The sequence below is a fragment of the Nocardia sp. NPDC058705 genome (assembly GCF_042749305.1).
Taxonomy (GTDB): domain Bacteria; phylum Actinomycetota; class Actinomycetes; order Mycobacteriales; family Mycobacteriaceae; genus Nocardia.
On the sequence record NZ_JBHYRN010000017.1, the window covers coordinates 32,285 to 54,320 of the forward strand.

The 22,036-nt window shown below is 65.6% G+C and carries 31 protein-coding genes; 19 read left to right on the plus strand and 12 right to left on the minus strand.

Translation table 11 applies throughout. The features are described from left to right. Positions 1–8 precede the first annotated feature (8 nt). Positions 9–239: a hypothetical protein gene (locus ACFW6D_RS19915; protein ID WP_379330133.1), complete on the minus strand. Its 231-nt coding sequence runs from the start codon at positions 237–239 to the stop codon at positions 9–11. 213 nt (positions 240–452) lie between these two features. Further along, positions 453–893 carry a MarR family winged helix-turn-helix transcriptional regulator gene (locus tag ACFW6D_RS19920; protein ID WP_379330135.1) on the minus strand — a complete coding sequence of 147 codons (441 nt, stop codon included), beginning with the start codon at positions 891–893 and terminating at the stop codon, positions 453–455. Between the two features lie 79 nt (positions 894–972). Here ACFW6D_RS19920 and ACFW6D_RS19925 point away from each other — a divergent pair, with 79 nt between their 5' ends. The 5 genes from ACFW6D_RS19925 to ACFW6D_RS19945 all read left to right on the plus strand — a co-directional run bounded on the left by ACFW6D_RS19925 (position 973) and on the right by ACFW6D_RS19945 (position 4,339). Continuing rightward, positions 973–1,347 carry a cupin domain-containing protein gene (locus ACFW6D_RS19925; protein ID WP_379330137.1) on the plus strand — a complete coding sequence of 125 codons (375 nt, stop codon included), beginning with the start codon at positions 973–975 and terminating at the stop codon, positions 1,345–1,347. A gap of 67 nt (positions 1,348–1,414) precedes the next feature. Then, positions 1,415–2,353, plus strand: a complete 939-nt coding sequence (locus ACFW6D_RS19930) for a metal ABC transporter substrate-binding protein (protein WP_379330139.1) — start codon at positions 1,415–1,417, stop codon at positions 2,351–2,353. Beyond that, a complete protein-coding gene (locus tag ACFW6D_RS19935; RefSeq protein WP_379330141.1) occupies positions 2,350–3,084 on the plus strand; it encodes a metal ABC transporter ATP-binding protein in 735 nt (244 codons plus the stop codon). The genes ACFW6D_RS19930 and ACFW6D_RS19935 overlap by 4 nt, the downstream gene beginning before the upstream one ends. Beyond that, on the plus strand, positions 3,081–3,965 hold the full coding sequence (locus tag ACFW6D_RS19940; protein ID WP_379330143.1) for a metal ABC transporter permease: 885 nt from the start codon (positions 3,081–3,083) through the stop codon (positions 3,963–3,965). The genes ACFW6D_RS19935 and ACFW6D_RS19940 overlap by 4 nt, the downstream gene beginning before the upstream one ends. Before the next feature lie 38 nt (positions 3,966–4,003). After that, positions 4,004–4,339 carry an MmcQ/YjbR family DNA-binding protein gene (locus ACFW6D_RS19945; protein ID WP_379330145.1) on the plus strand — a complete coding sequence of 112 codons (336 nt, stop codon included), beginning with the start codon at positions 4,004–4,006 and terminating at the stop codon, positions 4,337–4,339. A 2-nt stretch (positions 4,340–4,341) separates the two neighbouring features. Here ACFW6D_RS19945 and ACFW6D_RS19950 read toward each other — a convergent pair whose 3' ends face one another. Then, positions 4,342–4,527: a hypothetical protein gene (locus ACFW6D_RS19950; protein ID WP_379330147.1), complete on the minus strand. Its 186-nt coding sequence runs from the start codon at positions 4,525–4,527 to the stop codon at positions 4,342–4,344. 12 nt (positions 4,528–4,539) lie between these two features. Beyond that, complete coding sequence (locus ACFW6D_RS19955) at positions 4,540–5,142, minus strand: hypothetical protein (RefSeq protein WP_379330148.1); 603 nt, start codon at positions 5,140–5,142, stop codon at positions 4,540–4,542. Positions 5,143–5,262: 120 nt separating this feature from the next. Here ACFW6D_RS19955 and ACFW6D_RS19960 point away from each other — a divergent pair, with 120 nt between their 5' ends. Next, positions 5,263–5,805 carry a YaeQ family protein gene (locus ACFW6D_RS19960; protein WP_379330150.1) on the plus strand — a complete coding sequence of 181 codons (543 nt, stop codon included), beginning with the start codon at positions 5,263–5,265 and terminating at the stop codon, positions 5,803–5,805. 80 nt (positions 5,806–5,885) lie between these two features. Further along, positions 5,886–6,785 carry an alpha/beta hydrolase fold domain-containing protein gene (locus ACFW6D_RS19965; RefSeq protein WP_379330152.1) on the plus strand — a complete coding sequence of 300 codons (900 nt, stop codon included), beginning with the start codon at positions 5,886–5,888 and terminating at the stop codon, positions 6,783–6,785. Here the strand turns inward: ACFW6D_RS19965 and ACFW6D_RS19970 are convergent, their stop codons facing one another. Next, positions 6,786–7,367: a TetR/AcrR family transcriptional regulator gene (locus ACFW6D_RS19970; protein ID WP_379330154.1), complete on the minus strand. Its 582-nt coding sequence runs from the start codon at positions 7,365–7,367 to the stop codon at positions 6,786–6,788. It abuts the gene before it with no gap. An 89-nt stretch (positions 7,368–7,456) separates the two neighbouring features. On the opposite strand from ACFW6D_RS19970, the gene ACFW6D_RS19975 reads away from it, so the two are divergent. After that, positions 7,457–8,494 carry a beta-ketoacyl-ACP synthase III gene (locus ACFW6D_RS19975; protein ID WP_379330156.1) on the plus strand — a complete coding sequence of 346 codons (1,038 nt, stop codon included), beginning with the start codon at positions 7,457–7,459 and terminating at the stop codon, positions 8,492–8,494. 85 nt (positions 8,495–8,579) lie between these two features. Here the strand turns inward: ACFW6D_RS19975 and ACFW6D_RS19980 are convergent, their stop codons facing one another. From ACFW6D_RS19980 to ACFW6D_RS19990, 3 genes are all read right to left on the minus strand, one after another. Then, positions 8,580–8,909 carry a hypothetical protein gene (locus tag ACFW6D_RS19980; RefSeq protein ID WP_379330158.1) on the minus strand — a complete coding sequence of 110 codons (330 nt, stop codon included), beginning with the start codon at positions 8,907–8,909 and terminating at the stop codon, positions 8,580–8,582. 145 nt (positions 8,910–9,054) lie between these two features. Next, entirely contained in the window at positions 9,055–9,636 is a 582-nt protein-coding gene (locus tag ACFW6D_RS19985; RefSeq protein WP_379238605.1) for a TerD family protein, read from the minus strand. Between the two features lie 87 nt (positions 9,637–9,723). Beyond that, entirely contained in the window at positions 9,724–10,002 is a 279-nt protein-coding gene (locus ACFW6D_RS19990; protein ID WP_379330160.1) for a hypothetical protein, read from the minus strand. A gap of 369 nt (positions 10,003–10,371) precedes the next feature. Between ACFW6D_RS19990 and ACFW6D_RS19995 the strand changes: the two genes are divergently transcribed. From ACFW6D_RS19995 to ACFW6D_RS20010, 4 genes are all read left to right on the plus strand, one after another. Further along, positions 10,372–11,412 carry an acetyl-CoA carboxylase biotin carboxylase subunit family protein gene (locus tag ACFW6D_RS19995; protein WP_379330327.1) on the plus strand — a complete coding sequence of 347 codons (1,041 nt, stop codon included), beginning with the start codon at positions 10,372–10,374 and terminating at the stop codon, positions 11,410–11,412. A gap of 39 nt (positions 11,413–11,451) precedes the next feature. Beyond that, positions 11,452–13,458, plus strand: coding sequence for a hypothetical protein (locus ACFW6D_RS20000; protein ID WP_379330162.1), 2,007 nt, complete (start codon positions 11,452–11,454; stop codon positions 13,456–13,458). 82 nt (positions 13,459–13,540) lie between these two features. After that, entirely contained in the window at positions 13,541–14,116 is a 576-nt protein-coding gene (locus tag ACFW6D_RS20005) for a TerD family protein (RefSeq protein ID WP_379238602.1), read from the plus strand. A gap of 81 nt (positions 14,117–14,197) precedes the next feature. Continuing rightward, entirely contained in the window at positions 14,198–14,578 is a 381-nt protein-coding gene (locus tag ACFW6D_RS20010) for a nuclear transport factor 2 family protein (protein ID WP_379330164.1), read from the plus strand. Between the two features lie 3 nt (positions 14,579–14,581). Here ACFW6D_RS20010 and ACFW6D_RS20015 read toward each other — a convergent pair whose 3' ends face one another. Continuing rightward, complete coding sequence (locus ACFW6D_RS20015) at positions 14,582–14,983, minus strand: hypothetical protein (RefSeq protein ID WP_379330166.1); 402 nt, start codon at positions 14,981–14,983, stop codon at positions 14,582–14,584. A gap of 145 nt (positions 14,984–15,128) precedes the next feature. Here ACFW6D_RS20015 and ACFW6D_RS20020 point away from each other — a divergent pair, with 145 nt between their 5' ends. The 3 genes from ACFW6D_RS20020 (at position 15,129) to ACFW6D_RS20030 (ending at position 18,319) form a co-directional block, all read left to right on the plus strand. Next, positions 15,129–15,506 (plus strand): SHOCT domain-containing protein, encoded by a 378-nt coding sequence (locus tag ACFW6D_RS20020; RefSeq protein WP_379330168.1) that lies wholly within the window; start codon positions 15,129–15,131, stop codon positions 15,504–15,506. A 119-nt stretch (positions 15,507–15,625) separates the two neighbouring features. After that, complete coding sequence (locus tag ACFW6D_RS20025; protein ID WP_379330170.1) at positions 15,626–17,326, plus strand: SulP family inorganic anion transporter; 1,701 nt, start codon at positions 15,626–15,628, stop codon at positions 17,324–17,326. A gap of 27 nt (positions 17,327–17,353) precedes the next feature. After that, positions 17,354–18,319, plus strand: a complete 966-nt coding sequence (locus ACFW6D_RS20030; protein WP_379330172.1) for a DUF389 domain-containing protein — start codon at positions 17,354–17,356, stop codon at positions 18,317–18,319. Between the two features lie 82 nt (positions 18,320–18,401). Here the strand turns inward: ACFW6D_RS20030 and ACFW6D_RS20035 are convergent, their stop codons facing one another. Together ACFW6D_RS20035 and ACFW6D_RS20040 are read right to left on the minus strand one after the other, a co-directional pair. Next, the gene (locus ACFW6D_RS20035) at positions 18,402–18,710 is read right to left on the minus strand and encodes an SHOCT domain-containing protein (RefSeq protein ID WP_379330174.1); all 309 of its coding nucleotides are present in this window, start codon (positions 18,708–18,710) and stop codon (positions 18,402–18,404) included. Positions 18,711–18,722: 12 nt separating this feature from the next. Further along, positions 18,723–19,145, minus strand: coding sequence for a DUF6325 family protein (locus ACFW6D_RS20040; protein WP_379330176.1), 423 nt, complete (start codon positions 19,143–19,145; stop codon positions 18,723–18,725). Positions 19,146–19,267: 122 nt separating this feature from the next. Between ACFW6D_RS20040 and ACFW6D_RS20045 the strand changes: the two genes are divergently transcribed. Next, positions 19,268–19,924, plus strand: coding sequence for a GAP family protein (locus ACFW6D_RS20045; protein WP_379330178.1), 657 nt, complete (start codon positions 19,268–19,270; stop codon positions 19,922–19,924). Positions 19,925–19,946: 22 nt separating this feature from the next. After that, complete coding sequence (locus ACFW6D_RS20050; RefSeq protein WP_379330180.1) at positions 19,947–20,573, plus strand: DUF4203 domain-containing protein; 627 nt, start codon at positions 19,947–19,949, stop codon at positions 20,571–20,573. Between the two features lie 66 nt (positions 20,574–20,639). On the opposite strand, the gene ACFW6D_RS20055 is transcribed toward ACFW6D_RS20050, so the two are convergent. Next, positions 20,640–21,092, minus strand: a complete 453-nt coding sequence (locus ACFW6D_RS20055) for a GtrA family protein (protein ID WP_379330329.1) — start codon at positions 21,090–21,092, stop codon at positions 20,640–20,642. 153 nt (positions 21,093–21,245) lie between these two features. On the opposite strand from ACFW6D_RS20055, the gene ACFW6D_RS20060 reads away from it, so the two are divergent. Both ACFW6D_RS20060 and ACFW6D_RS20065 read left to right on the plus strand, forming a co-directional pair. Continuing rightward, positions 21,246–21,425: a hypothetical protein gene (locus tag ACFW6D_RS20060; RefSeq protein ID WP_379330182.1), complete on the plus strand. Its 180-nt coding sequence runs from the start codon at positions 21,246–21,248 to the stop codon at positions 21,423–21,425. A gap of 116 nt (positions 21,426–21,541) precedes the next feature. Continuing rightward, positions 21,542–22,018, plus strand: coding sequence for a phage tail protein (locus ACFW6D_RS20065; protein ID WP_379330184.1), 477 nt, complete (start codon positions 21,542–21,544; stop codon positions 22,016–22,018). The last annotated feature ends 18 nt before the right edge of the window (positions 22,019–22,036 follow it).

Here is a 22,036-nt window from a genome sequence, read left to right on the forward strand (position 1 = left end):
CGCGCTGATCAGTTGTTGCGCACCGCGACATTGATCGGGCGCAGTCGTCCCGGGCTGTCGGTGCCCGCGTCGAAGGCCCAGTGCTCGCCGTCCCAGCCGGGGTAATCGGCGCGCCAGCGATCGACAAGGCGGGCGTCCTCGAGCGAGGCGACGACGCCGGCCGAACCGGTGTACTGGAGCCGCTCGTACTTGTGCCGGGTGACGGTGTCGGTGGTGTGGACAGTGGCTAGGGCTGACATTGACTCTCCGAGATCGAGGACGAACGGTGGCGTGACGAGTGCGCGACCCGAACCGTCGGCCCGGGTGCTGCGGTGGCGCGTCACCGCTGAAATCCGAGAGTATGCCGCTCGCCGTGACGCCGCGCAGGTTTTGAAAATCCAATTCTTCAAATTTGCGGATACCCGGTATGAAATCGTCGGCGCGCGCCGATTGGTTACGCCGTCGGTGAGAGTTCACCAACTCGGGCGAACCCGTCCCGGCGCGACAACACGGCCCAGTGCCTTGCTGACCTGGGAGAGAGTCGTCGGCCCGAGGGCCTCCGACCAGTTCTGGGTGAACTCGGCCAGTGCGGCATCGGCGGCTCGTGTGCACGCCCAGCCGCGGTCGGTGAGGGTGATCAGGCGGGCGCGGGCGTCGCGCGGGTGTGGATTGCGGTCGGCGTAGCCCTTGATGACCAGCTCGTCGACGAGCTGGCTGGCCGCCTGCTTGGTGACGCCGAGGTGCTCGGCGATCTCCCCGACCGTCGCGCCGTCGGGCGCCATGCGCGCGAAGGCGAACCCGTGCGTCGGCCGGATATCGGTGAATCCTGCCGCCGTGACTCCTGCGTGCACCGCCTGGGTCACCTCGGACGCCGCCGCGAGCAGTAGGAGGGGCAGGTCTGCGTTCGCGGGCACGACAGTCATTCTGGCACTTGACACAATGGTCAATCTACTTGACCATATAGACAAGTAGATTGACCTTATGGAGGTTCGAATGCCGGTAATCCGTTCCGCAGACGCCCTGGTGCACGAGGTGCACAACGCTCGCTTCACCTCGCTCGTCCGTCCCGGCACCGGCAGTGCCGAACTGTGCGTCTGGCAGACCGAGGTGCAGGCGGGGTCGGTCGGCGTGCCGCATCGCATCCTGGGCGAGGAGGCCTTCGTGCTGCTGTCGGGCGAGGTGACTTTGACGATCGATGGCGAATCGGCGCCGATGAAACCAGGTGATGCGGCGGTCGCGCCCGCGGGCTCGCTGATCGCCCTCGCGAACGCGACCGATGAGCCCGCTGTCTTGCTGGTGACCGTGCGCGTCGGTTTCGCGGCGGAACTGCCCGATGGGTCCACCTTCACCCCGCCCTGGGCATCCTGAGCCGTCTTCCTGGCTGTTTCGAGCCCAGAACTTGAAAGTTTGGGTCGCCGAACAATATAATTCTGAGATGAAGGTTGGGTTCTACCGTTCGCCGGTGCGACGCCGGGTGCTTGCGGCAGGTGTTCTGAGTGTCATGGCGTTCGCGCTCACCGCCTGCGGGGGGATCACCTCCGATGACGACGGGAAGAAAGTTGTCCTGACCACCTTCACCGTCCTCGCCGATATGGCGCGGAATGTGGCGGGCGATCACCTACGGGTCGAATCGATCACGAAGGTGGGGGCGGAGATCCATGGGTACGAGCCGACGCCGGGGGACATCAAGAAGGCAGCCAAGGCCGATCTGATCCTGGACAACGGACTCAACCTCGAGGCCTGGTTCAACCAGTTCGTCGCCGATCTCGATGTGCCGCACGCGGTGGTCAGCGAGGGTGTGGCGCCGATGGACATCAGCGAGGACGCCTACCGGGGCAAGCCGAATCCGCACGCGTGGATGTCGCCGGTGAACGCGCAGATCTATGTCGACAACATGGTCCGCGCGTTCACCGACCTCGACCCCGACCATGCCGACGCTTACCGTGCCAACGGTGACGCCTACAAAACCCAGCTCGGCGCCGTGCGCGACGACCTGGTCGCCGCGGTGAGCACCCTGCCCGCCGACCAACGCGCCCTGGTCACTTGCGAGGGCGCGTTCTCCTACCTCGCGCGCGACGCGGGGCTGACGGAGAAATACATCTGGCCGGTCAACGCCGAACAGCAGGCCACCCCGCAGCAGATCGGCTCGACCATCGACTTCGTCCGCCAGCGCGGTGTACCCGCCGTGTTCTGCGAATCGACGGTGTCGGACGCGCCGATGCAGCGGGTGGTCGAGGCATCGGGTTCGCGGTTCGGTGGGGTGCTCTACGTCGACTCGCTGTCCGAGGCCGACGGGCCCGTCCCGACGTACCTGGACCTGATCCGCCATGATGCGAAGACCATCGCGGCCGGACTCGCCGGAGCGCCTCGATGACCGCGCCGGTTGTCGAAATCCAGGACGTGACAGTCCATTACGGTGATGTGCTCGCGCTCGACGATGTCGAACTGACCTTGAAATCGGGTCGGGTATGCGGGCTTATCGGGATGAACGGCTCGGGCAAATCGACACTGTTCAAAGCCGTGATGGGCCTGGTCACGCCCGATCGCGGCCGGGTGCTGATCAACGGTCGCGCCCCGGCTGCCGCGCGTAAGGCGGGCAGCCTCGGGTACGTGCCGCAGTCCGAGGACGTGGACTGGAGTTTCCCGCTGTCGGTGCGCGATGTGGTGATGACCGGGCGCTACGGGAAAATGGGGTTCACCCGCCGGGCCAGCAAGGCCGACCGCGCCGCCGTCGACGAGGCGCTGGCCCGCGTCGATCTCACCGAGCTCGCCGACCGGCAGATCGGGCAGCTCTCGGGTGGTCAGAAGAAGCGCACGTTCGTCGCCCGCGGCATCGCCCAGGAGGCCACGATCCTGCTGCTCGACGAGCCGTTCGCCGGGGTCGACAAGCGGTCCGAGGCGACCATCACCGCCTTGCTGCGCGAGCTCGCCGCCGACGGTGCCACCATCCTCGTGTCTACGCACGACCTCCATGCTCTGCCCCAATTGGCTGACGAGGCAGTGCTTTTGAATCGTCGAGTGCTCGAACACGGCGACCCCTCGGTGGTGTTGCGGCCGGAAAACCTGGCCAAGGCCTTCGGCTTGGATGTAGAGGAAGACCGATGAGCCTCGAGGAATTCTTCGTCGACCCGCTGCGCTACGAATTCATGGTGCGCGCGCTGGCCACCACCGTCACCGCGGCCGTGGTGTGCGCGGTGCTGTCGTGCTGGTTGGTGCTGATCGGCTGGTCGCTGATGGGTGACGCGGTCTCGCACGCGGTGCTGCCCGGGGTGGTGCTGGCCTACATCGTCGGCTGGCCGTTCGCCGTCGGCGCGGTGATCTTCGGGTTCCTCGCGGTCGCGCTGATCGGGGTGGTGCGCGATACGAGTCGCGTGAAAGAGGACGCGGCGATCGGCATCGTGTTCACCACGTTGTTCGCGTTCGGTCTAGTGCTCGTATCGGTGACGCCGAGCCAAACCGATTTGAACCACATCGTTTTCGGCAATCTGCTCGGGGTGAGCCGCGGCGAGATGATCCAGATCATGATCCTGGCCGCGATCGTTTTGGTTGCGCTGATCCTGAAGCGACGCGACTTCACCCTCTACGCCTTCGACGCCACCCACGCCCACGCCATCGGCCTCAACCCCCGCATCCTCGGCACCGCCCTACTGGCATTGCTCGCCCTGACCTCGGTCGTCGCCCTCCAAGCCGTCGGCGTAGTCCTGGTCGTAGCCATGCTGATCATCCCCGGCGCCACCGCCTACCTACTCACCGACCGCTTCTCCCGCATGCTCGTCATCGCCCCCACCATCTCGGTCCTGTGCGCGGTCACCGGCCTCTACATCAGCTACCACCTCGACACCGCCGCCGGCGGCATGGTCGTCGTCACCCAGGGCATCGCCTTCACCTTCGTCTACCTCTTCGCCCCCCGCCACGGAGTGATCGGCCGCCGAATCACCGCCTCCCGCGCCCGAAAGACAGTCGCCACCCTCGGCGCCGTCGACTAGCGGCATTCCTGTCGGTGGCCGCTGCGAAGATGTAGAACATGAATGTCACCGGGGATGACGTCCGCGCCTACGTGCTCGCCCTACCGCAGACCGCAGAGCAATTCGCCTGGGGCATGCCGATTTTCAAGGTAGCGGGCAAGCTGTTCCTCACGTTGCCGGAGGAGGAGACCTCGATGGCGGTGCGCTGCCCGATCATCGAACGCGACGAACTGGTCCTGGCCGAGCCCACCAAATTCTGGATCGCCCCCCACGAAGCAGGCAACCCCTGGGTCCGCGTCCGGTTGGCAGCCCTCGATGACCGCGAGGAACTGGAAGCCATCATCACCGACTCCTGGAGCCAAGCCGCACCACGAGAGTTGCTCGACAATCCGTGAAGCTAGGCGGCGAGCAACTCGCTCTTGCGATACAAGCCGTTGACGGGTTCGTCGGAACCTTCGACTGAGAATGTGACGTGGACGTTGTCGCCCGAGACGCTGGTCACCACGGCATCCATCACGTAAAGGCTCCATCGGACTCGGACCGGATCTCCCGGCTTCACCTCGGTGTTCTTCGTCTTTGCCATCGAGCCCACCTCCTATCCGTGCCAGCCGGTGCTTGCTACTTCTGTCAAGTATGCCCCGGTCACTTTGTCGAATCCAGTGGCAGCGCCGTCCAGCGACCGGCGCCATCGTTTGAAGGTGGCCAGATCTAGCGGTTGCGCTGCTTTTACTGCGGCCAGCTGGGCGTCATTGCGATGCGCAATGGCGTTGCGTGCACTGTTCAGGCTGGTCAGAGTTGCGTTCCAGCCCTTACCCCGCGACGGGTAGGCGGCATGCACCGCTGACCACAGTGAGAGGCCGAGGAGCTGAAAGTCCGCGCCGAGCGCGCTCGGCTGTGCATTGCCCTGATCGAGCTTCCGCCCACGAACGAGGGTCGCCCGTAGAGCAGTGATTCGAGGGTCAGTCGCCGGACCGAGACTGAGTGCGAAGACATTTGCCGCGTCGTCGTGGAGGTCACGGCAGTAGCCCTGGAATTCTGCCGCGAGACTGACGAACAGGGCCAGGTTCAAATGTTCGGTCGCGTATTGGCGTCCACGTCGCCGACCCGTGACAGCACCATGGACCGCTTCCAAGCTGTCGAGCGCGGCGCAGCGTCGATTGGACCATCTAGCGAGCGCTGCGGAGTGGATGCGTGGCACGCGAGGACAGTAGAGCGGTCCAAGCGTGGCCGTCAAATCATTTGGCTATCAATCTCTTACGGTGAGAATGCGCTGGTGGCGGTGGGCAGGGTCGGAGGGACCGGTAGGCTCACAACTCCTATGGCACTCAGCGCAACACTGCACAACTTCGCTATTCAGCTCGCCGATGTGGATCGGGGGGTGTACGAGGATCTGGAATTGCGGGTGGCTCGCCATCCTTCGGAGACGGCGGAGTACATGATCACGCGGATCCTCGCTTACTGCTTGCAGTACGAGGAGGGGATTGTGTTCAGTGATGGGGGAATTTCGGCTACCGACGAGCCCGCGGTACAGGTGCGGGATATGACGGGGCGGACCACCGCGTGGATCGAGGTGGGGGCGCCGGACGCGGATCGGATTCATCGGGGGAGCAAACTCGCTGGTCGGGCGGTGGTTTATACCCACCGGGATCCGGCGAAGGTGCTCGCGCAGTATGCGGGCAAGAAAATTCACAATGCGGCGCAGATTCCGCTTTTCAGTTTCGATCGGGCGTTCATCGATGATGCGGCAGCACTGGTGGACCGGCGTAATACCGCCACCCTGTCGGTCACCGAAGGGGTGCTCTATCTGGACCTCAACGGCACCAGCTTGCGCACCGATGTCACCGAGCAACCCCTCGGCTGACGCAGGCGCGGAGTAACTTGGCGTCCACCGGCGTCGGCTGCGTCGGAGTCGTCGAGTGGAGGTCGCCGGTGCCCGGTGTGATGAGTCGGTTCGTGATTCCGGGATTCCTGCGGGCCACCCGGCGTAACCGGACCTATCGCGATGCCGAACGCGCGACGGCTCATGTGCGTGAGCGTGCGTTGCGGCCCGTCGCCTATGGTCCGCCGCGCAAACTGCGTGGTGTCGAGGTCTCGGTGTTGCACGACCGCGGCTGGCCGGTTTACACCCTGACCCCGTCGGACGGGATCTCCCGGGGCGCGCTCGTCTACGCGCACGGTGGCGGCTGGGTCGGCGAAATCGCTTCGCAACATTGGCAACTCGCGGCCAGGATCGCCGCGCAGACACATCTCGTGGTGACGGTCCCGATCTATCCGCTGATCCCGTTCGGCACCGCCGCCCAGGTGATTCCGCGGATCGCCGAATTGGTCCAGGCGGCCGAGCGTCACGGCCCGACCTTCCTCGCCGGCGACTCCGCGGGCGGTCAGATCGCCCTGTCCACCGCCCTGTACCTACGCGACGCGGGCCATATCGTCCCCCGCACGATCCTGATCTCGCCAGCCCTCGACCTCACCCTCGAAAACCCGGAGATCGACGCCGTCCTCGAGCGTGACCCGTGGCTGGGTCGCGACGGCGGCCTGGTGTTCGGCAGACTGTGGAGCGGCGAACTCTCGATGAAAGACCCGCTGGTCAGCCCGCTGTTCGGCGGCCTCGAAGGCCTTGGCCCGATCACCCTGTTCACCGGCACCGATGACATCCTCAACCCCGACGCCCGCCTGTTCGAGGCGAAGGCACGCAAGGCCGGCGTCGACCTCGAATACTACGAAGAACCCGGACTGGTGCACGTGTACCCGCTCACCCCCAGTGCCGAAGGTGCCGCGGCACGCCGCCGGATCATCACCACCCTGCGCGCCGAACTCGATGCGGCGCACAGTATTTCGTGATCAGCGCTGCGACAGGTGCACGTTGAAAAGGATCGTCAGCTGAGTGACAGCCTGGTCGAACGGGTGGGCGGACTTGAGTGCGCGGCTGTGCACGATCGTGCCCTCGATGGTGGTGAGCAGGAACCCGGCCAGTGACACCGCGGTCGACCGTTCGATCCCGGCGGCGACGATCCCGTCGGCCAGCCGCGCGGTCCACTCGGCGAAGGCCTGGCCCGCGATGGACTGGACGGCGGGGTCGAGTTCGTCGAGTGCGGCGGCCATCATGAACGAGCCCGCGGCGTAATCGGACTTTTCCAGCGGGACTCGCCAGAAAGCGAGCAGGTCGGTGAGCCACTGCTGGGCCGAGGGCGCGGTCTGGAAGGCGTCGGCCATCGAGCTCACGTGTGAGTACACCAGGCGGGCCACGATCCGTGCCGCGGTCTGCACCAATTCGCCCTTGCCGGAAGGGAAGTGCTGATAGAGCGAGTTGCGCGAGGTCCTGCTGCGCTCGAGCAGTTCACTGAGGGAGGACGCGTGGACACCGTGTTCCTGGACGGTGCTGATCGTGTGCTCGATGAGTCGGGCGCGTGGTCCGGCAGCCATCCGATCTTCTCCTAACCCCTTGATGAACCGATCGGTTCATGTTAAACCTATACCTAGGTGAACCGATCGGTTCATATGGAGAGGATGTCATGCCCACCCCCATCGCCACCGCGGTTCCGGTCACCCACGCGCAACTCTGTGGTCTCGGTGTATATCGGCCGCGTCGCGTTGTGCCCAACTCCGAGATCGTCGAGGCGATCGAGTCCTCGGACGAGTGGATCAAGACCCGTTCCGGGATCGCCGCCCGGCACTGGGCCGAGCCCGACGAGACGATCGTCTCGATGAGTGTGGCGGCGGCAAAGGATGCGCTGAAGGCGGCCGGGCTCGAAGCCGACCAGATGGATGCCGTGGTGCTGGCGACCTCGTCGCAGATGGTGCTCGGTCCGTCGGCGGGTGCGGTGGTGGCCACCGAACTCGGCATGCACGACACCGCCGCATACGACGTGTCCGCGGGTTGCGCGGGCTTCTGCTACGCGCTGGCCGACGCGGCGAACCTGGTGCGCTCGGGTCAGGTGCGCTACGTGCTGGTGATCGGGGTGGAGCGGCTGTCGGATCTGCTCGACACCACCGACCGTGGGTGCGCGTTCATCTTCGCCGACGGTGCGGGCGCGGTGGTCGTGGGCCCGGCCGAGCAGGAGGGGATCGGGCCGGTCGCGTGGGGCTCCGACGGCAGTCGCACCTCGGCGATCAAGCAGGACAAGGATTTCGCGGAGTATTTCGCCGAAGTCGCCGCGGCGGAGGCGAGCGGCGGCACCTCGCAGCGCCCTTATATCCGGATGAACGGCACCGAGGTATTCCGTTGGGCTGTTACCTTTTTGGAGAAGGCGTGCCGGGACGCACTCGATCTCGCGGGCATCACCGCCGCGGACCTCGACGCCTTCGTCCCCCATCAGGCCAATATCCGCATCACCGATGCACTGGTCCGCACCCTCGGCCTCCCGGAGCAGGTGGCCGTCGCCCGCGACATCATCGAAACCGGCAACACCAGCGCCGCGTCCATCCCGATGGCCATGGAACAACTCGTCCGCTCCGGTGCCGCCGACCCCGGCGACACGGCGCTACTGCTCGGCTTCGGCGCGGGCCTGGCGTACGCGGGCCAGGTCGTCCACCTGCCGCCGATCGCCTAGTCTCCGAGCCGGAGTTCGTCGGTCGGGCTGGTGACGCCGGTGAGTCCCTCGTGCATGAGGGTGACGACAGGTGCTCGTCAGGTTGTCATGCGTTCGCCTTCTCGCGCTGCGAGCGCTCGGTGACCGGGACCGCGTAGGCCGCGCCGTCGCGGATGCCGAATTCGAAGCGGCAGGGGAACAGGGAGGGTAGGCCGGTGGCGCGGAGGTCGAAGTTCGCGGCGAGGGTTTGCATGGCCCAGTTCTGCAGGGAATCCGGGAGTTGCAGGGTGGTGCCGTCGACGCAGCAGACGTAGGCGTGGGTCTGTTCGCCGTCGATGGGCAGGGGGTTGCGCAGACCGACTGCGCCGATTTCCAGAATGCGTCCGGCGTTGTGAGAAGTAGCGACGCTCGGCAAATCCAACTCGATGTCGTCCATGCGGAAAACCGTATCGCAGCAACTATTCAGGGAACACCGAAATCGCGTGGACTTGACGAACTTCGCTGATGTCGCAAATGTGCGAAAGGTGAGGTAGGCGCGGCCGAGCCCGGCGCAGCACGCGCCGAGCCCTACCGAGGTGGTGTCAGCCGATCGCGAAGCGCAGCAACGCCTGACGGTCGCCCTGCTTGATCTTGCCTTTGCGGTCGAGGACTTCCAGCTGCCAGACCGGGCCGTTGCGGAAGGTCCGCGCGATCGCGTTGGCGTTTTCCGCACCGAGCAGCGACGGCCAGATATCGGCCACGGGCTGGGTGTCACCGCCGGTGGCGTCGTAGATCTTGAACGAAACGTTGTTCGCCTTCTCGAAGGAGGATCCCTTCTTGAACGCGACGGCGACGAAGACGATGGAGTCGATAGCGGGGGGCACATTGGCGAAGGTGACGTGCACGGTCTCGTCGTCGCCCGCGGCCGCACCGGTCTGCTCGTCGCCGGTGTGCAGCACCGAGCCGTTGCCGAGCGGGTCGAGCGAATCCAGACCGGCGAACCGCACCGGCTCACCGCCCTGGAACAGCACGGCGATCAGGTCGAGGTCGACACCGCGCTTGCGCCGGGCCATGCCGAGAATTCCACCGCTGGAACCCGCCGACGGGTCCCAGCTCACCCCCACGCTCATTTTGGTGATACCGGCGAGATCGGCCGCGCCGTCTTCCTTCTTGAGAGTAATCACGAACTCAGGCTACGGACTTCGTCGCGCACGTGCAGACCAACAGTTCGCCGCCCGCCGAGCACGTTGCCCGACAACAACTTCGGCAGGTCAGCCCGAATGTGTCGCGAGGTAGACCAGTGCCGTCACCGCGAGTGCCACCGCGCCGAGGATCCCGCCCGCGATCGTGTCGGCGCGGTTGGTGGCCACGCCGTTCTCGATGCGATCCCAGCCGACGAACGCGGCCGCCACGGCCCCGATACCGGCTGGGGCGGCGACGAACTCGCTGACGACGGGAATGAAGGAGACCGCGCAGGCGATGATGCCGAGCACCAAGGCCGTGAGGCCGGCGCCGTTGCGTGGCGGCGGCAGGGTCTCGGGACCGGGCATTCCCCGAGCGTAGTCGCGCGGTGAGGTGGGTGCTGGTCGGGCCGGTCACAGCTTCGTCATGGTTGCCCGCGCGGGGGCCGGGTACTCCAGGCGAATAGCGGCCCTGCAGGGATTCCTCCGAGTCACGGTGCCCGGGCTGCGGCGTTCGAGAAGGGATAGGGTTTGTCGATCTCAGCTGACGAATCGAAAAGTCGAAACCCGAACAAAGGTTACGTAGCGCTACTCGGCTGGAGTTTGAACGCGGTCGAGGCGGTGGATCGGTTCGATCGCCGCTATATCGTGGTCGCGCCCGCATGGGCGCAGGATTATTGCTCAGAGCACAACATTCCTTATATTCCCTGGGATTTCGAGCGGCTCAACGACCGTTCGATGGAGATCGCGGAGACCTTGAAGGCGAAAGGGGTCGACGTCGCCATTCCGATCTTCGAGGAGACGGTGGAGTGGGCGGGCGCGATCAATTCCGTCCTGCTCGACAATCCCCGCCTGCTCGGCCAGTCCATGCTGCTGCGCGACAAATCGTTGATGAAGCGGCGCGCGCAACTCGGTGGCATCCGGGTCGGCATTTTCGAAGAGGCGCACGAACGCGATGACGTGATCCGCTTCCTTAAGCGCGTCAATCAAACGTTGCTGAAACTCGACGGTGATCCCAACGATCCGATTCACCTCAAGGCGTTCGACAAGGCGGGCTGCCTCGGCCATCGGATCATCCGGACCCCCGACGAGGTCGACACGATCCCCGACGACGAGTTCCCGATGTTGATGGAATCGCACCTGGACGGCTGGGAGTTCGCGGTCGAGGCCTGGGTCCACAACGGCCGCATCGCCTTCCTGAACATCTCGGAGTACGTGACGCTCGGCTACTCGGTGTTCGTGCCCGCCACCCCGGAACTGGAGAAGTACCGGCCCGAGATCACCCGGCAGGTCGAGAAGCTGATCAAGACCTTCGATATCGAGTTCGGATTCATTCACCCGGAGTACTTCGTCACCAGCGACGGGGAAATGTATTTCGGCGAAGTCGCCTACCGCCCGCCGGGTTTCAAGGTGTTCGAACTGCTGGAACGGACCTATGGTTTCAACGCCTACCACGCATTGGTGCTGGCGTTCGATCCGAAAACCACCGAGGCCGAGATCGACGATTTCTTCCCGAAGGAAGTGGTGGATGCCACCGGTCACGCGGGTTGCTTCGGTGTTTATCCGCGTCGGCGGGTGGTGAGTCGACTGTCGGTGCCGCCGGAGACCGAAGATCACGATTACTTCGACTCGCACGAGCTCACCGCACCACAGGCCGAAAAGGTCACCAAACGTACTGCATTCGGTAATCATTGGGGTCTGCTCTATTTCTTCGGCGAGGACCCGTACACTATGCGGGATCTGTTGAAGCGACAAGAAGAGCTCGACTTCTATATCTGATCTGTTGCCAGGGCAACGGATGTGCGAAGGGATCGGCGATTGAGTCCAGACGGCCACGACGCGGCGAGCTCGGCCCGGCGTCTCGCCACGGTGGACCACGCCACGCAGTCCCTCGCGGACGCTGGCGATTTCGGCAAGTTGGTGAAACTGCCCAGGGTGATGGATGCCCTGCGGCGGGTGCTCATGCTGCCCGGCGGATGCGCGGCGGTGCGCGAACGGGCCGAAAAGCTGGAGTCCGCGGGTCTGTTCCTCGGAACGGATTGGGCGCAGCCGCAGATCCTCATCCCGGCGCTGAGCACCGGTTCGTTGCGCAGCGCCAACGCCGACACGGTGGTGTTGGAGGCGGTGAGCAATCTGCGGCTGCTCGCGGTCGCCAAGGGTGACTACGAGCATCCGCTGATCTCGGCCGAGCAGGCCAATGATCATCTGTCCCAGGTACTCGCGGTGAATCTGACCCTGCTGTTCGCCCCGCCCACGGAGGCCGAACGCGAACAGCAAGGACGGATGGCGCAGGTCTCGCGCGAGCTGCTGCACTACCTCGTCGCCGAGGTCGGTTACGAGAAGGTCCTGGAAAACCTGGTCGACGAGATCTGGCGGATCCTGCGGCAGCGGCCCATCCAGGTCGACGGGGTCAAGCGGATGATCACCCAAATCGCTGTTGCCCGAGCCAATCCCGATGTGGATCTCGGCGCCAGCGGTCTCGGTGCCGACCGGTTGATCAGCAGCCTCTACGGCACCACCGAGGGGTGCCGCGAAGATCCGGGCGTCGAGATCTACCGTGCGCGACTGGAATCGATGGATGACAGCGCATTGCAGTACGAGGCAACGGGATTCGCGCGCTCCATGCACGACACCGGGCTGGTCTCGCCGTATCACGCTGTGCTGCTGCGCTTTCTGCTCACCAAGGGGGAGTACCTGCTCGGTGAGGCGATGGGACTGTCCAGCACCGGTCGCGACAGCCTGCTCTGCTATCACGAACTGGTGCGCAGCCTGATCGACCAGGCGGTGCACGTCGAAACAGCGCAGTGCGTCTACGGGCTCACGCTCCTGCTCGAACGCGGCATCCTCTATCAGCCACCGGTCGCGCCCGCGCTGTGGCGTCAACTGGCACTGCGGCTTTCGGCGCATTCGTGTGAGCGACTGACCCGGGTGTTCGGGCCGTCGCCGGAGCCGAGGGCGTGGTTGTTGTCGGGGGTGCTGTCGGTGCTCGGCTTGCCGCTGGGGATCGGGCAGGGCGACAACCCCACCTGCCAGTCGGCGCGGGCGCTGTCGATGTGGGCCTACAACGACCCCGACTACCTGCTGCAGACGGTGGTCTGGGCCGCGCGCGACGACGAGATCGTGATGCACTTCGAGGGGCAGCCGATTTCCTCCAGCGAAACCGTCGACACGGAATCGACTGCGCTGCAACTGGACCTGGACCCGGTGTCGCTGCTGGTGGTCCCGCACCTGGACCGGATCTACGCGGAGATGGGACGGCGTTGCCTCGGCCGCGACGGCGACCCGCACCGCTGGATCAACCCGGAATTCCACGGCTGGTGGTCTGGCCGCGGCTTCCGGATCAATGTCGACGTGGCCACCGGTCACCTGACCGACCTCGACGAATTCCTGCGCCACTTCTACGCCGGCTACCACCCCTTCTACAACGGCAACCAACCGGTGATCCACCCCCAGCCCGCCGGAATCGCCGTCACCGACAGCGCGGCCCGCTTCGTGGGCTGGCACGCGATCACGGTGCTGCGGGTCAGTCTCGACCCGCAGGAGGTGATGCGGGTGTACTTCTACAACCCGAACAACGACAGCGGCCAGGACTGGGGCGACGGGGTCGTGGTCGGAACCGCCGGGCACGGTGAGCGTTTCGGGGAGGCGTCGCTGCCCTTCGAGCAGTTCGCTTCGCGCCTCTACATCTTCCATTTCGATCCCCTGGAACCGGGGGAGATGGCCGCTGTCGAGCGCGCGGAACTCGACCGGGTGATCGGCTACATCCACCGCAGCTGGGGTGCCGATCGGATGCCGGTGGAATCGGGTGCGGCCGAACAGGATTGATCACAGCAAATGTTCAGAGTCGACGGCTAGGGTGTTGGCGTCGGTGCGCTGTGTGCCGCGATGACGTAGGGGAGTTCTCGATATGGGTGTCAGCTTGTCCAAGGGTGGCAATGTCTCACTGACCAAGGCAGCGCCGAACCTCACCGCCGTCGCGGTCGGCCTCGGCTGGGATCTGCGCACCACCACCGGCACGGACTTCGACCTCGATGCCAGTGCCATCGGCCTCGGTGCCGACAAGAAGGTCGTGTCGAGCGGGCACTTCGTCTTCTTCAACAACCTGAAGTCGCCCGAAGGCGCGATCGAGCACGCGGGCGACAACAAGACCGGCGAGGGCGAGGGCGACGACGAGGTGATCAACGTCGACCTGGCCAACACCCCGGCCACCATCGACTCCATCGTCTTCCCGGTCTCGATCTACGACGCGGCCGCCCGCAGCCAGTCCTTCGGCCAGGTCCGCAACGCCTACATCCGCGTCCTCGACCGCAGCAACGGCGAGGAGCTGGCCCGCTACGACCTCTCCGAGGACGCCTCCACCGAGACCGCCATGGTCTTCGGCGAGCTGTACCGCAACGGCGCCGAGTGGAAGTTCCGCGCCACCGGCCAGGGCTACGCCTCCGGCCTGGAAGGCATCGCCCGCGATTTCGGCGTCGCTCTGTAGATCTTGTAGTTCCGACCAGCGCGCCGGGCGGCCATTCCATTCGTCCAAGACGGGGTGGGATGGCCGTCCTAACGTTGGACCATGACAACTACGTCCCTCGACAACCAACTTCTGGCCGTGCTCGACGAGTGGCAGGTCGCGATCGTCGCCAATGACGCTGATCGGATCGGCTCGTTCATGGCCGAGGAGTGGGTCATGGTCTCCGAGAACGGGATCACCACGGCCGAGCAGTTCCTGGCCTTCGTGCGATCGGGCGATCTGACCCACTCGGCGTTTCAGCGGATCGGTGATGCCCGCATCCGCTATCACGGCGAGCTCGCGCTGCTGTCCACCCGGATCACCAATACCGCGCACTTCCAGGGTATTCAGTTCGACGCCGACGAATGGACCACCGACGTCTTCCGCCACGTCGACGGCCGGTGGCGGTGTCTGCTGACTCAGATCACCGCCACCAAGAAGTAGCGTTCAGATTCGGTCGGGGTTCCAGGTGGACAGCGCCCAGATGATGACGAGGTCGATGACGATGACGATCACCGACCACCACGGGTAGTACGGCAGCGACAGGAAATTGGCGACGATCGACACCGCGAGCAGGCAGTAGGCGAAGATGCGCGCCCAGGCCGCGGTCACCATCATGCCGATCGCCACGGCGACGAACAGGATGCCGAGCGCGAGGTGGATCCAGCCCCAGGTGCTCACGTCGAACTGGTAGCTGTATTCGCTCGGGATCAGGAACAGCTCGTCCTTGGTGACCCCGGCGATGCCACGAAGGATGCCCAGTGTGCCTGCCACCAGGAGCAGAATCGCCGCGAGCATGGTGATGCCCGCGGCGAGGCCTTGACGGACTGGATGTGCGGTGGTGGTCATCAGTCGACGGTAGGACGGCGATGTCGATTCGTATTCACCCAATTCGGATGATGTGTGTGACCGGGGTTCTTCGCGACGATGGCGGCATGGATTGAACCGTGCCCACCGCCTGGTGTGCACGCATCACAGAAGTGAGGGTCGAATCATGTCGTCGGTGTGGGATTTTCTCTGGGTCATCATTGTGAGTTTCTGCTTTGTCGCCTACTTGATGTTGCTGTTCTACATACTCACCGATCTGTTCCGCGATCGGTCCACCTCGGGCTGGGTGAAGGCGATCTGGGTGGTGTGTTTGATCCTGTTCCCACTGATCACCGGCCTGGTGTATGTGATCTTCCGCGGTGAGGGAATGACGAAGCGCAGTGCCGAAGCGCAAAAGCAGGAGCGCACGGCGACCGACGACTACATCCGGCAGGCCGCGGGCACCAATTCCGCCGCCCAGATCGCCGACGGGAAGAAACTGCTCGATTCCGGCGCCATCACCGAGGCCGAATTCCAGCAGCTCAAGGCCAAAGCCCTCGCCTGAAAGCCGCCTGTTCCCGCACCCGGACACCCTGTGGCAGTACCTCAGGTACTCGACGCTCCCGACCCTGATTTCGCGATTGTGACGCCCTGATCCACCCGTCCGCCGTCCGAGGAGATGCGATGGGCCCACATCGACGAGGCGGCAGTGCGATGCTCGAGGTCGTGCGGCGCTGGTTCGCGACCGAGCGCATGACGAAAGCCGATGTCGTGGCCGGGATTCCGGGTGCCATCGGTGGCGTGCCGGACGGGATGGCGGCGGGCGTGCTCGCGGGCGTGAGTCCGGTACACGGGCTGTACGCGAGCATGGCCGGGCGGTTCTTCGGCGGGTTCGGCACGAGCACGCAACTGATGGTGGTCACCACCACGAGCGCGTCGGCGCTGGCGGTCGGTTCGACGATGAGCGAGGTCGAACCGGAGCAGCGGGCGGGCGCGATCGTCATGCTGACGCTGGTCGCGGGCGCGATGATGATCGTCGCCGCGATCCTGCGCCTTGGCAAGTACACCCGGTTCGTCTCGCATTCGGTGATGACCGGGTTCCTGCTCGGCATCTCCGCCAATATTCTGTTCGGCCAGCTACCGAGCCTGCTCGGCGCACCGGTGCAGGGGGCCCTGGCGGTGCAGAAGGCGCTGCACGTGATGCTGCATCCGTTCGATTTCGACTGGCGGGCCGCGGTCGTCGGAATCATCGCGGTGCTGCTGCTGATCGGGCTCGCGTACACGCGGCTGCGCACGGTCGCGTCGCTGTTCGCCCTGATCGTGCCGATGCTCGTGGTGCTCGCCTTCGGCTGGAACGAGGTCGGCACGGTCGCCGACACCGGCGAGATCCCGACCGGGATCCCGCTGCCGCACCTGCCGGACCTGAGCGCGATGTCGCCGTCGCTGGTGTTCGGGGCATTGGCGGTGACCGTGATCGTGCTGGTGCAGGGCACCGGGGTGGCCGAGTCGGCGCCCAACCCGGGCGGCTCGCGAACCTCGGTCGATCGCGACTTCACCGCCCAGGGCATCGGCAATATCTTCGCCGGGCTGTTTCGGGGGATGCCGGTCGGCGGGTCGGTGGGCCAGACGGCGATCAATGTCTCCTCCGGTGCGCGTGGGCGCTGGGGCGGAATGTGGTCGGGGCTGTGGATTCTGGTGATCCTGGTCGCGCTGGCCGGGGTGGTCGGCAAGGTGGCACTGCCGACACTGGCCGCGATCCTGATGGTCGCCGCCGCCCGCTCGGTCAACCCGGACCAGCTGTCCGCCATCTGGAGCAGCGGCGCGATCTCGCGGACCGCGCTGCTGGTGACCTTCATAGCGACCCTGCTGCTGCCGGTGACGGCGGCGGTCGGGGTCGGCGTCGGGTTGTCGCTGCTCCTGCAGCTGAACCAGGAGGCCATGGATCTGAGGGTGGTCCGGCTGCGCGTCGAGGGTGACCACCTCGTCGAAGCGAAAGCGCCGAAGGTGTTGTCCGACAACGAGATCGTGATCCTGGATGTGTACGGCAGCCTGTTCTACGCCGGCGCCCGCACCTTGCAGGCCGAACTGCCCGACCCCGCGGGCGCGCACGACCCGATCGTCATCCTGCGATTGCGCGGCCGGACGAGCGCGAGTTCGACCTTCCTGCACGTGATCGGCGACTACGCCCGACGACTCGACGCGCTCGGCGGGCGCCTGTACCTCAGCGGTGTCGCCCCGCACATCCGCGACGTCTGGACCGACGACCTGCTGGATGCGCAGGGTCTGAACATCGAATTCTTCCCGGCGACAAGCACTCTCGGCGAATCGACACTGGCCGCCTACGCCGATGCCGAGGTCAGGATCCACCGAGAGCAGGGGCACTGACGGCCCGAACATCGGAAAGGACTTCTCATGCTGAGCTTTCTGGTCCCGCAGGGACAACGTCGATCGCTCGACGAGCTGACCGACAAGCTGGACCTGTCGGTGGGCGCGGTCGCGTCGAAACGGTCGGCGTTCTGGATCATGCTCGTGCTGTCGGCGGTGATCGCGATCTCCGGCGTCATCGGCGATTCCACCGCCACGGTGATCGGCGCGATGATCGTCGCGCCGCTGTCGATTCCGATCCTCGGCGTCGCGTTGGGTGTGGTGACCGGGCGCGCGCCGCTGCTCGGCCGGAGTCTGCTGCTGGTGCTGGCGGGGATCGTCGTAGTGGTCACGCTCGGATTCCTGTTCGCGCAATTGCTGCCCAATCCGGTCAATGTGCTGTCCAACGCGCAGGTGGTCGGGCGGACCTCTCCGAAACTGATGGACCTCACCGCGGCGATGGCGACCGGGCTGGTCGCCGCGATCGCGATCACCCGCCGTGATGTCGGCGATGTGCTACCCGGTGTGGCGATCGCGATCTCGCTGGTGCCGCCGCTCGGGGTGGTCGGGGTGTGTCTGGGCTCGCACGCGCCCGCACTCGCGGGTGGCGCGTTCGTGCTCTTCGCGTCGAATGTGGTGGCGATGATCATCACCTCGACGATCGTGCTGCTCATCGCGGGGTACGCGCGCGATGCGGACCCGTCGACGGTGGGGCGCGGCAAGGCGTACCTGGTGCTCGGCGCGGCGCTGGTGCTGGTGGCCATCCCGATGATGCTCAATTCACTGTCGACGTTGTGGGCCGGTCAGATCTCCGACGCGGCGCGGGACTGGCTGGGTGACTCGCCGGACGCGCAGGTCATCGGCGTCACCCTGCAGAGCGACGTCGCGACGGTGTCGGTGCTCGCGCCGCAGGAGTTGCCGCCGCGAGAAGCCTTGCAGCAGAAGGTGAACGAGCTTGTCCCGTGGAACCCGAAGGTGGTCATCATCCACACCGTCGGTGGTCGCGTGCAGTAGCGCCCGGCCTCGGCCATCCAGGTCGGCCACAGACAGCGGCGGCCTCCGGCAACCTCGCGCCGGGGGCCGTCGCGTGTCTGGATCAGCCGAGCAGCTTCGCTTTCGCGGCCGCGAATTCGGCGTCTGAGAGCGCGCCCGAGGAGTGCAGTTCGGCCAAGGTGCTGAGCTGGGCGACAGTGTCGTCGGCGGCCGTGGGAGCTGGCGGCGGTGCGTAGGCCTGCTGTGGCGGGGGTGCCTGTTGCTCGGTGTAGGCCTGTTGTTCGGCGCCACGCCGCGCAGCCCGGCGATTCACCGCGTTCGAGGTCGCGGTGGCCGTACCTGCGACAACGGCCGATCTGGCCATAGCGCCGAGCAGTCCTGGTCGCCCGATGCGACCTCTCCGAAGCGGCATCTCGATCCTTTCCTAAGCGAGGGCGAGCGCCGCGTCGACGGCGTCACGCGGTACCTGCACGTGCAGCGCGACCTCGCCATCGGCCGCGCGGACCGCGTTCGCCAGGCGAACGGCCCACGTTTGCTCGAAAACGACGACGACAGCGGTAGTCCCGGGTTCCATCGACGCGCGCACGACATCGAGATCATCGTCGCTGACGAGGTCGATGTCAGCAGCCGTCAAACCCGTCAGACCCACATCGGCGATGTCGTCGTCGATCTCGCGTTCGGTGATCACGCCCGCGCTGTCGGAGGAGAGCACGATCAGATCGAGCAACGTGACCGTGCCCTCGGCGACCACATCGGCCAGCGCCGACGAGACGGCGGGGTCGACGGCGGTGCCGGGAAAGGTGAGCACAACGAATTCGACCGGTCCGAGCGTTGCTGGTGATCCCATGCGCCGAATCATGCCGTCGAGCCGGCATGGGCTGCATCACCCGATTCGGATGAAACCCGAGCCGCCCAATTCATCCGAAAAGTGTGAGGTGGGTGGAGTGCGACCCGCCCTAGCGTCGTCATATGGGCTCTGTACTCGGCGGTCTCCTGCCACTGGCGGTGGGTGTGGCGCTCTCGCCCATCCCGATCATCGCGGCCATTCTGATGATCCTGTCCAAGAACGCGGGTGGTGCCGCGAAGGGTTTCGCCGCCGGGTGGGTGCTCGGCATCCTCGTCGTGACCAGCGTGTTGACCCTGCTCGCCGGGAGCCTGGGCGGCACCGACAGCGAACCGTCGACGGCCGCCTCGATCGTGAAGCTCATTCTCGGCGTCGCGCTCGTGGTGCTGGCGGTGATCCAGTGGCAGGAGCGGTCACAGACCGAGGTGCCGGGCTGGATGACGGCGATCGACACGCTCACGCCGGTGAAGGCGATGGGGCTCGGTGTGCTGCTCTCGGCGGTGAATCCGAAGAATCTGCTGCTGTGCGTCGCGGCGGGTGTCGCGATCGGATCCGGTGGGTTGAGCGCGGGCGACGAACTGATCGCGATCGGTGTGTTCACCCTGCTCGCCTCGGCCACGGTCCTGGCAGTGGTCATCGGATACACGGTCGCCGCAGGCGAACTCGGTCCGGCGCTCGGCGAACTGCGGTCGTGGTTGCAGCTCAACAATCACGCGGTGATGGCGATCGTGCTGCTGATCATGGGCGCCGTCGTCATCGGCAAGGGCATCGGGGGGCTGTAGTGGTATCCCGAAGGGAAGACAGATGAACGGCATCCTGGTCGCCCTCGTCGGAGCGCTGTTGTGCTTCTACGGGATTCGTTCGGTCCATCTGGGCTTGCTCGCGATCGGATTCGGGCTCGGCTGGCTGATCGCCGACCTGTTCGACGCGAGCTTCTGGTGGCTGCTGTTGGTCGCGCTGATCGGCGCGGTCTCGGTGTGGGTCGTCACCTCGCTCGTCTTCCGCTTCGCCTCCTATTTCATCGGCGGTCTCACCGGCGTGATGATCGGCACCAAGCTCGCGACGGTGCTGCAACCCGGCGACAAGAACGTGGCGTTGAGCATGATCGTCGCCGGGTCGGTGGGTGTGTCCGGCGCGTTCCTGGCGCAGAAGTTCCGGGCTCGGGCACTGCTGTGGCTGACCTCGATCGGCGGCGCGAGCATGGTGTGCAGCGGTGTCGCCCGGTTCAGTGACTCGCTGGAATTCCTGCGCATCCCCGAACCCGGCTGGCAGCAGGTCACCGCCACCCTGGCCTGGGCGGGCCTTTCGGTACTCGGCTGGATCACCCAGCGCCACCTGTTCGCCGAACAGCTCGGCATCGAGCACCTGGTGGTCGGTGACGAAGGCGAGCCGGACATGAGCGAACGCAACGGTGGCTGGCCCACGCGGTGACCAGCCCGAACAGTGGGCGGTGCCGCCCCGTGGCCGGGGTGCGGAGGCGCCGTCCTCCGACGTGGGTCAGGCGAAGACGAAGGTGCGCAGGGCCAGGAAACGTAGGCCGCCGACTGTTGCCATGATCGCGAGGACGGCGCCCGCTTGCGCTGCCTGGCCGAGGTTCGGCGCCAGTACATCGAGTCCGGCCAGGGCCGCTGTGCTGATCGCGAGTCCGATCAGCGCCAGCCCGCTGCCTTCCCACTGCGCGGTGAACCCACCGACCCGGCTTCCCGCGCGGAAGGTGAGCTGGCGGTGCAGTTCGTTGGCGATCACCGTGCTCACCATCGATCCGGCGACGTTCGCGACCAGCGGTCCGCTGCCGTGCATGGTCAGGAACAGCAGCACGTAGGCGATGTTGCTGGCGCCGCCGACCAGGGCGAAGCGGATCAGCTGGGCGAAGGCGTGGTCGCTGCGCAGGTAGTGCCGCACGCGGGCGAGATCGGGGTGCGGCGAGGTGAAGGCGCTGGTGGGGAGCATTCCCGGGTGGGTGATCTGCGGCGCGGTCATGTTCGTTCCGATCGAGCGTGCGGGTTTCGGCGGTGCTGCCTGACAACGCTTGTGACTATACGTAGAAGTATACGTATAAACAAGGGCATGGCGCCTGCGGCACAGTCGGCGGACACTGGAGGGATGGTTGACAGAGAGCAACGCACGCCCTTTTACGGGGTGGTGCTGATACTCGTAGCGCTCGGCGCGTCGATGGCGGTCAGCTACTACGGACCGACCTGGATCCGCGTCACCGTCTACATCCTCACGGCGATGGTCGTCGTGGTCGGCGGTGTCATGACGTTCCGGGACTACTCGCACTGACGCTGCGAACACAATGCGCCCCCGCGTTGTCGGCGGTGACGCTATCGGGGCATGTCCAGGACTAGGATCGTGGCAGCTCGAGAGCATCTTCCGACTTGATCGTTGAGGAGTTCGTTGTGGCTGATGTCGTGGATTTCCAGACTGTGTCGACCGAGGGGCTGGAGTCGTCGCCGGTGGCGGAGGCGCTGGCGGGGTTGCGGGCGAACGAGGCTCGGTACTTCAAGAACAAGTACGACTATGTGTTCACGGTGGAGCCTGCTGATGAGGCGAAATCTGTGGTCGATTGGGTGAGCGGGATACTCGCGAAAGAACGTGACATCGTTATCTCCTCTCGTCCGCTCGAGGCGACGACTTTCGTGGTCGAGGACATTCGGATCGCCTACGTCTTCTACGAGAGTGGTTTGTCGATCAACGTGATGTACACGATCGAGGATGCGAGCAAGCGCGCGGTCGGGTTCAAGCTCAGCGAGGGGATGGACGTGCCGGCGGAGCTGGATTCCTTCAAGTTCGCCCGGCAGAAGTCGAAGCTCGCAGGCACCATTCGCGGCTCCTACTTCGTGATCAAGGGCGAGTACGACCCGAGTGGCGTCTGACGCGAGATGCGGTGCGGT

Bases quoted from the DNA above. Each gene is read 5' to 3' on its own strand.
- ACFW6D_RS19915 (WP_379330133.1), bottom strand. From the start codon at position 239: ATGTCAGCCCTAGCCACTGTCCACACCACCGACACCGTCACCCGGCAC.
- ACFW6D_RS19925 (WP_379330137.1), top strand. From the start codon at position 973: ATGCCGGTAATCCGTTCCGCAGACGCCCTGGTGCACGAGGTGCACAAC.
- ACFW6D_RS19930 (WP_379330139.1), top strand. From the start codon at position 1,415: ATGAAGGTTGGGTTCTACCGTTCGCCGGTGCGACGCCGGGTGCTTGCG.
- ACFW6D_RS19935 (WP_379330141.1), top strand. From the start codon at position 2,350: ATGACCGCGCCGGTTGTCGAAATCCAGGACGTGACAGTCCATTACGGT.
- ACFW6D_RS19940 (WP_379330143.1), top strand. From the start codon at position 3,081: ATGAGCCTCGAGGAATTCTTCGTCGACCCGCTGCGCTACGAATTCATG.
- ACFW6D_RS19945 (WP_379330145.1), top strand. From the start codon at position 4,004: ATGAATGTCACCGGGGATGACGTCCGCGCCTACGTGCTCGCCCTACCG.
- ACFW6D_RS19950 (WP_379330147.1), bottom strand. From the start codon at position 4,527: ATGGCAAAGACGAAGAACACCGAGGTGAAGCCGGGAGATCCGGTCCGA.
- ACFW6D_RS19960 (WP_379330150.1), top strand. From the start codon at position 5,263: ATGGCACTCAGCGCAACACTGCACAACTTCGCTATTCAGCTCGCCGAT.
- ACFW6D_RS19965 (WP_379330152.1), top strand. From the start codon at position 5,886: ATGAGTCGGTTCGTGATTCCGGGATTCCTGCGGGCCACCCGGCGTAAC.
- ACFW6D_RS19970 (WP_379330154.1), bottom strand. From the start codon at position 7,367: ATGGCTGCCGGACCACGCGCCCGACTCATCGAGCACACGATCAGCACC.
- ACFW6D_RS19975 (WP_379330156.1), top strand. From the start codon at position 7,457: ATGCCCACCCCCATCGCCACCGCGGTTCCGGTCACCCACGCGCAACTC.
- ACFW6D_RS19980 (WP_379330158.1), bottom strand. From the start codon at position 8,909: ATGGACGACATCGAGTTGGATTTGCCGAGCGTCGCTACTTCTCACAAC.
- ACFW6D_RS19990 (WP_379330160.1), bottom strand. From the start codon at position 10,002: ATGCCCGGTCCCGAGACCCTGCCGCCGCCACGCAACGGCGCCGGCCTC.
- ACFW6D_RS19995 (WP_379330327.1), top strand. From the start codon at position 10,372: ATGGAGATCGCGGAGACCTTGAAGGCGAAAGGGGTCGACGTCGCCATT.
- ACFW6D_RS20005 (WP_379238602.1), top strand. From the start codon at position 13,541: ATGGGTGTCAGCTTGTCCAAGGGTGGCAATGTCTCACTGACCAAGGCA.
- ACFW6D_RS20010 (WP_379330164.1), top strand. From the start codon at position 14,198: ATGACAACTACGTCCCTCGACAACCAACTTCTGGCCGTGCTCGACGAG.
- ACFW6D_RS20015 (WP_379330166.1), bottom strand. From the start codon at position 14,983: ATGACCACCACCGCACATCCAGTCCGTCAAGGCCTCGCCGCGGGCATC.
- ACFW6D_RS20020 (WP_379330168.1), top strand. From the start codon at position 15,129: ATGTCGTCGGTGTGGGATTTTCTCTGGGTCATCATTGTGAGTTTCTGC.
- ACFW6D_RS20025 (WP_379330170.1), top strand. From the start codon at position 15,626: ATGGGCCCACATCGACGAGGCGGCAGTGCGATGCTCGAGGTCGTGCGG.
- ACFW6D_RS20030 (WP_379330172.1), top strand. From the start codon at position 17,354: ATGCTGAGCTTTCTGGTCCCGCAGGGACAACGTCGATCGCTCGACGAG.
- ACFW6D_RS20035 (WP_379330174.1), bottom strand. From the start codon at position 18,710: ATGCCGCTTCGGAGAGGTCGCATCGGGCGACCAGGACTGCTCGGCGCT.
- ACFW6D_RS20040 (WP_379330176.1), bottom strand. From the start codon at position 19,145: ATGGGATCACCAGCAACGCTCGGACCGGTCGAATTCGTTGTGCTCACC.
- ACFW6D_RS20045 (WP_379330178.1), top strand. From the start codon at position 19,268: ATGGGCTCTGTACTCGGCGGTCTCCTGCCACTGGCGGTGGGTGTGGCG.
- ACFW6D_RS20050 (WP_379330180.1), top strand. From the start codon at position 19,947: ATGAACGGCATCCTGGTCGCCCTCGTCGGAGCGCTGTTGTGCTTCTAC.
- ACFW6D_RS20055 (WP_379330329.1), bottom strand. From the start codon at position 21,092: ATGCTCCCCACCAGCGCCTTCACCTCGCCGCACCCCGATCTCGCCCGC.
- ACFW6D_RS20060 (WP_379330182.1), top strand. From the start codon at position 21,246: ATGGTTGACAGAGAGCAACGCACGCCCTTTTACGGGGTGGTGCTGATA.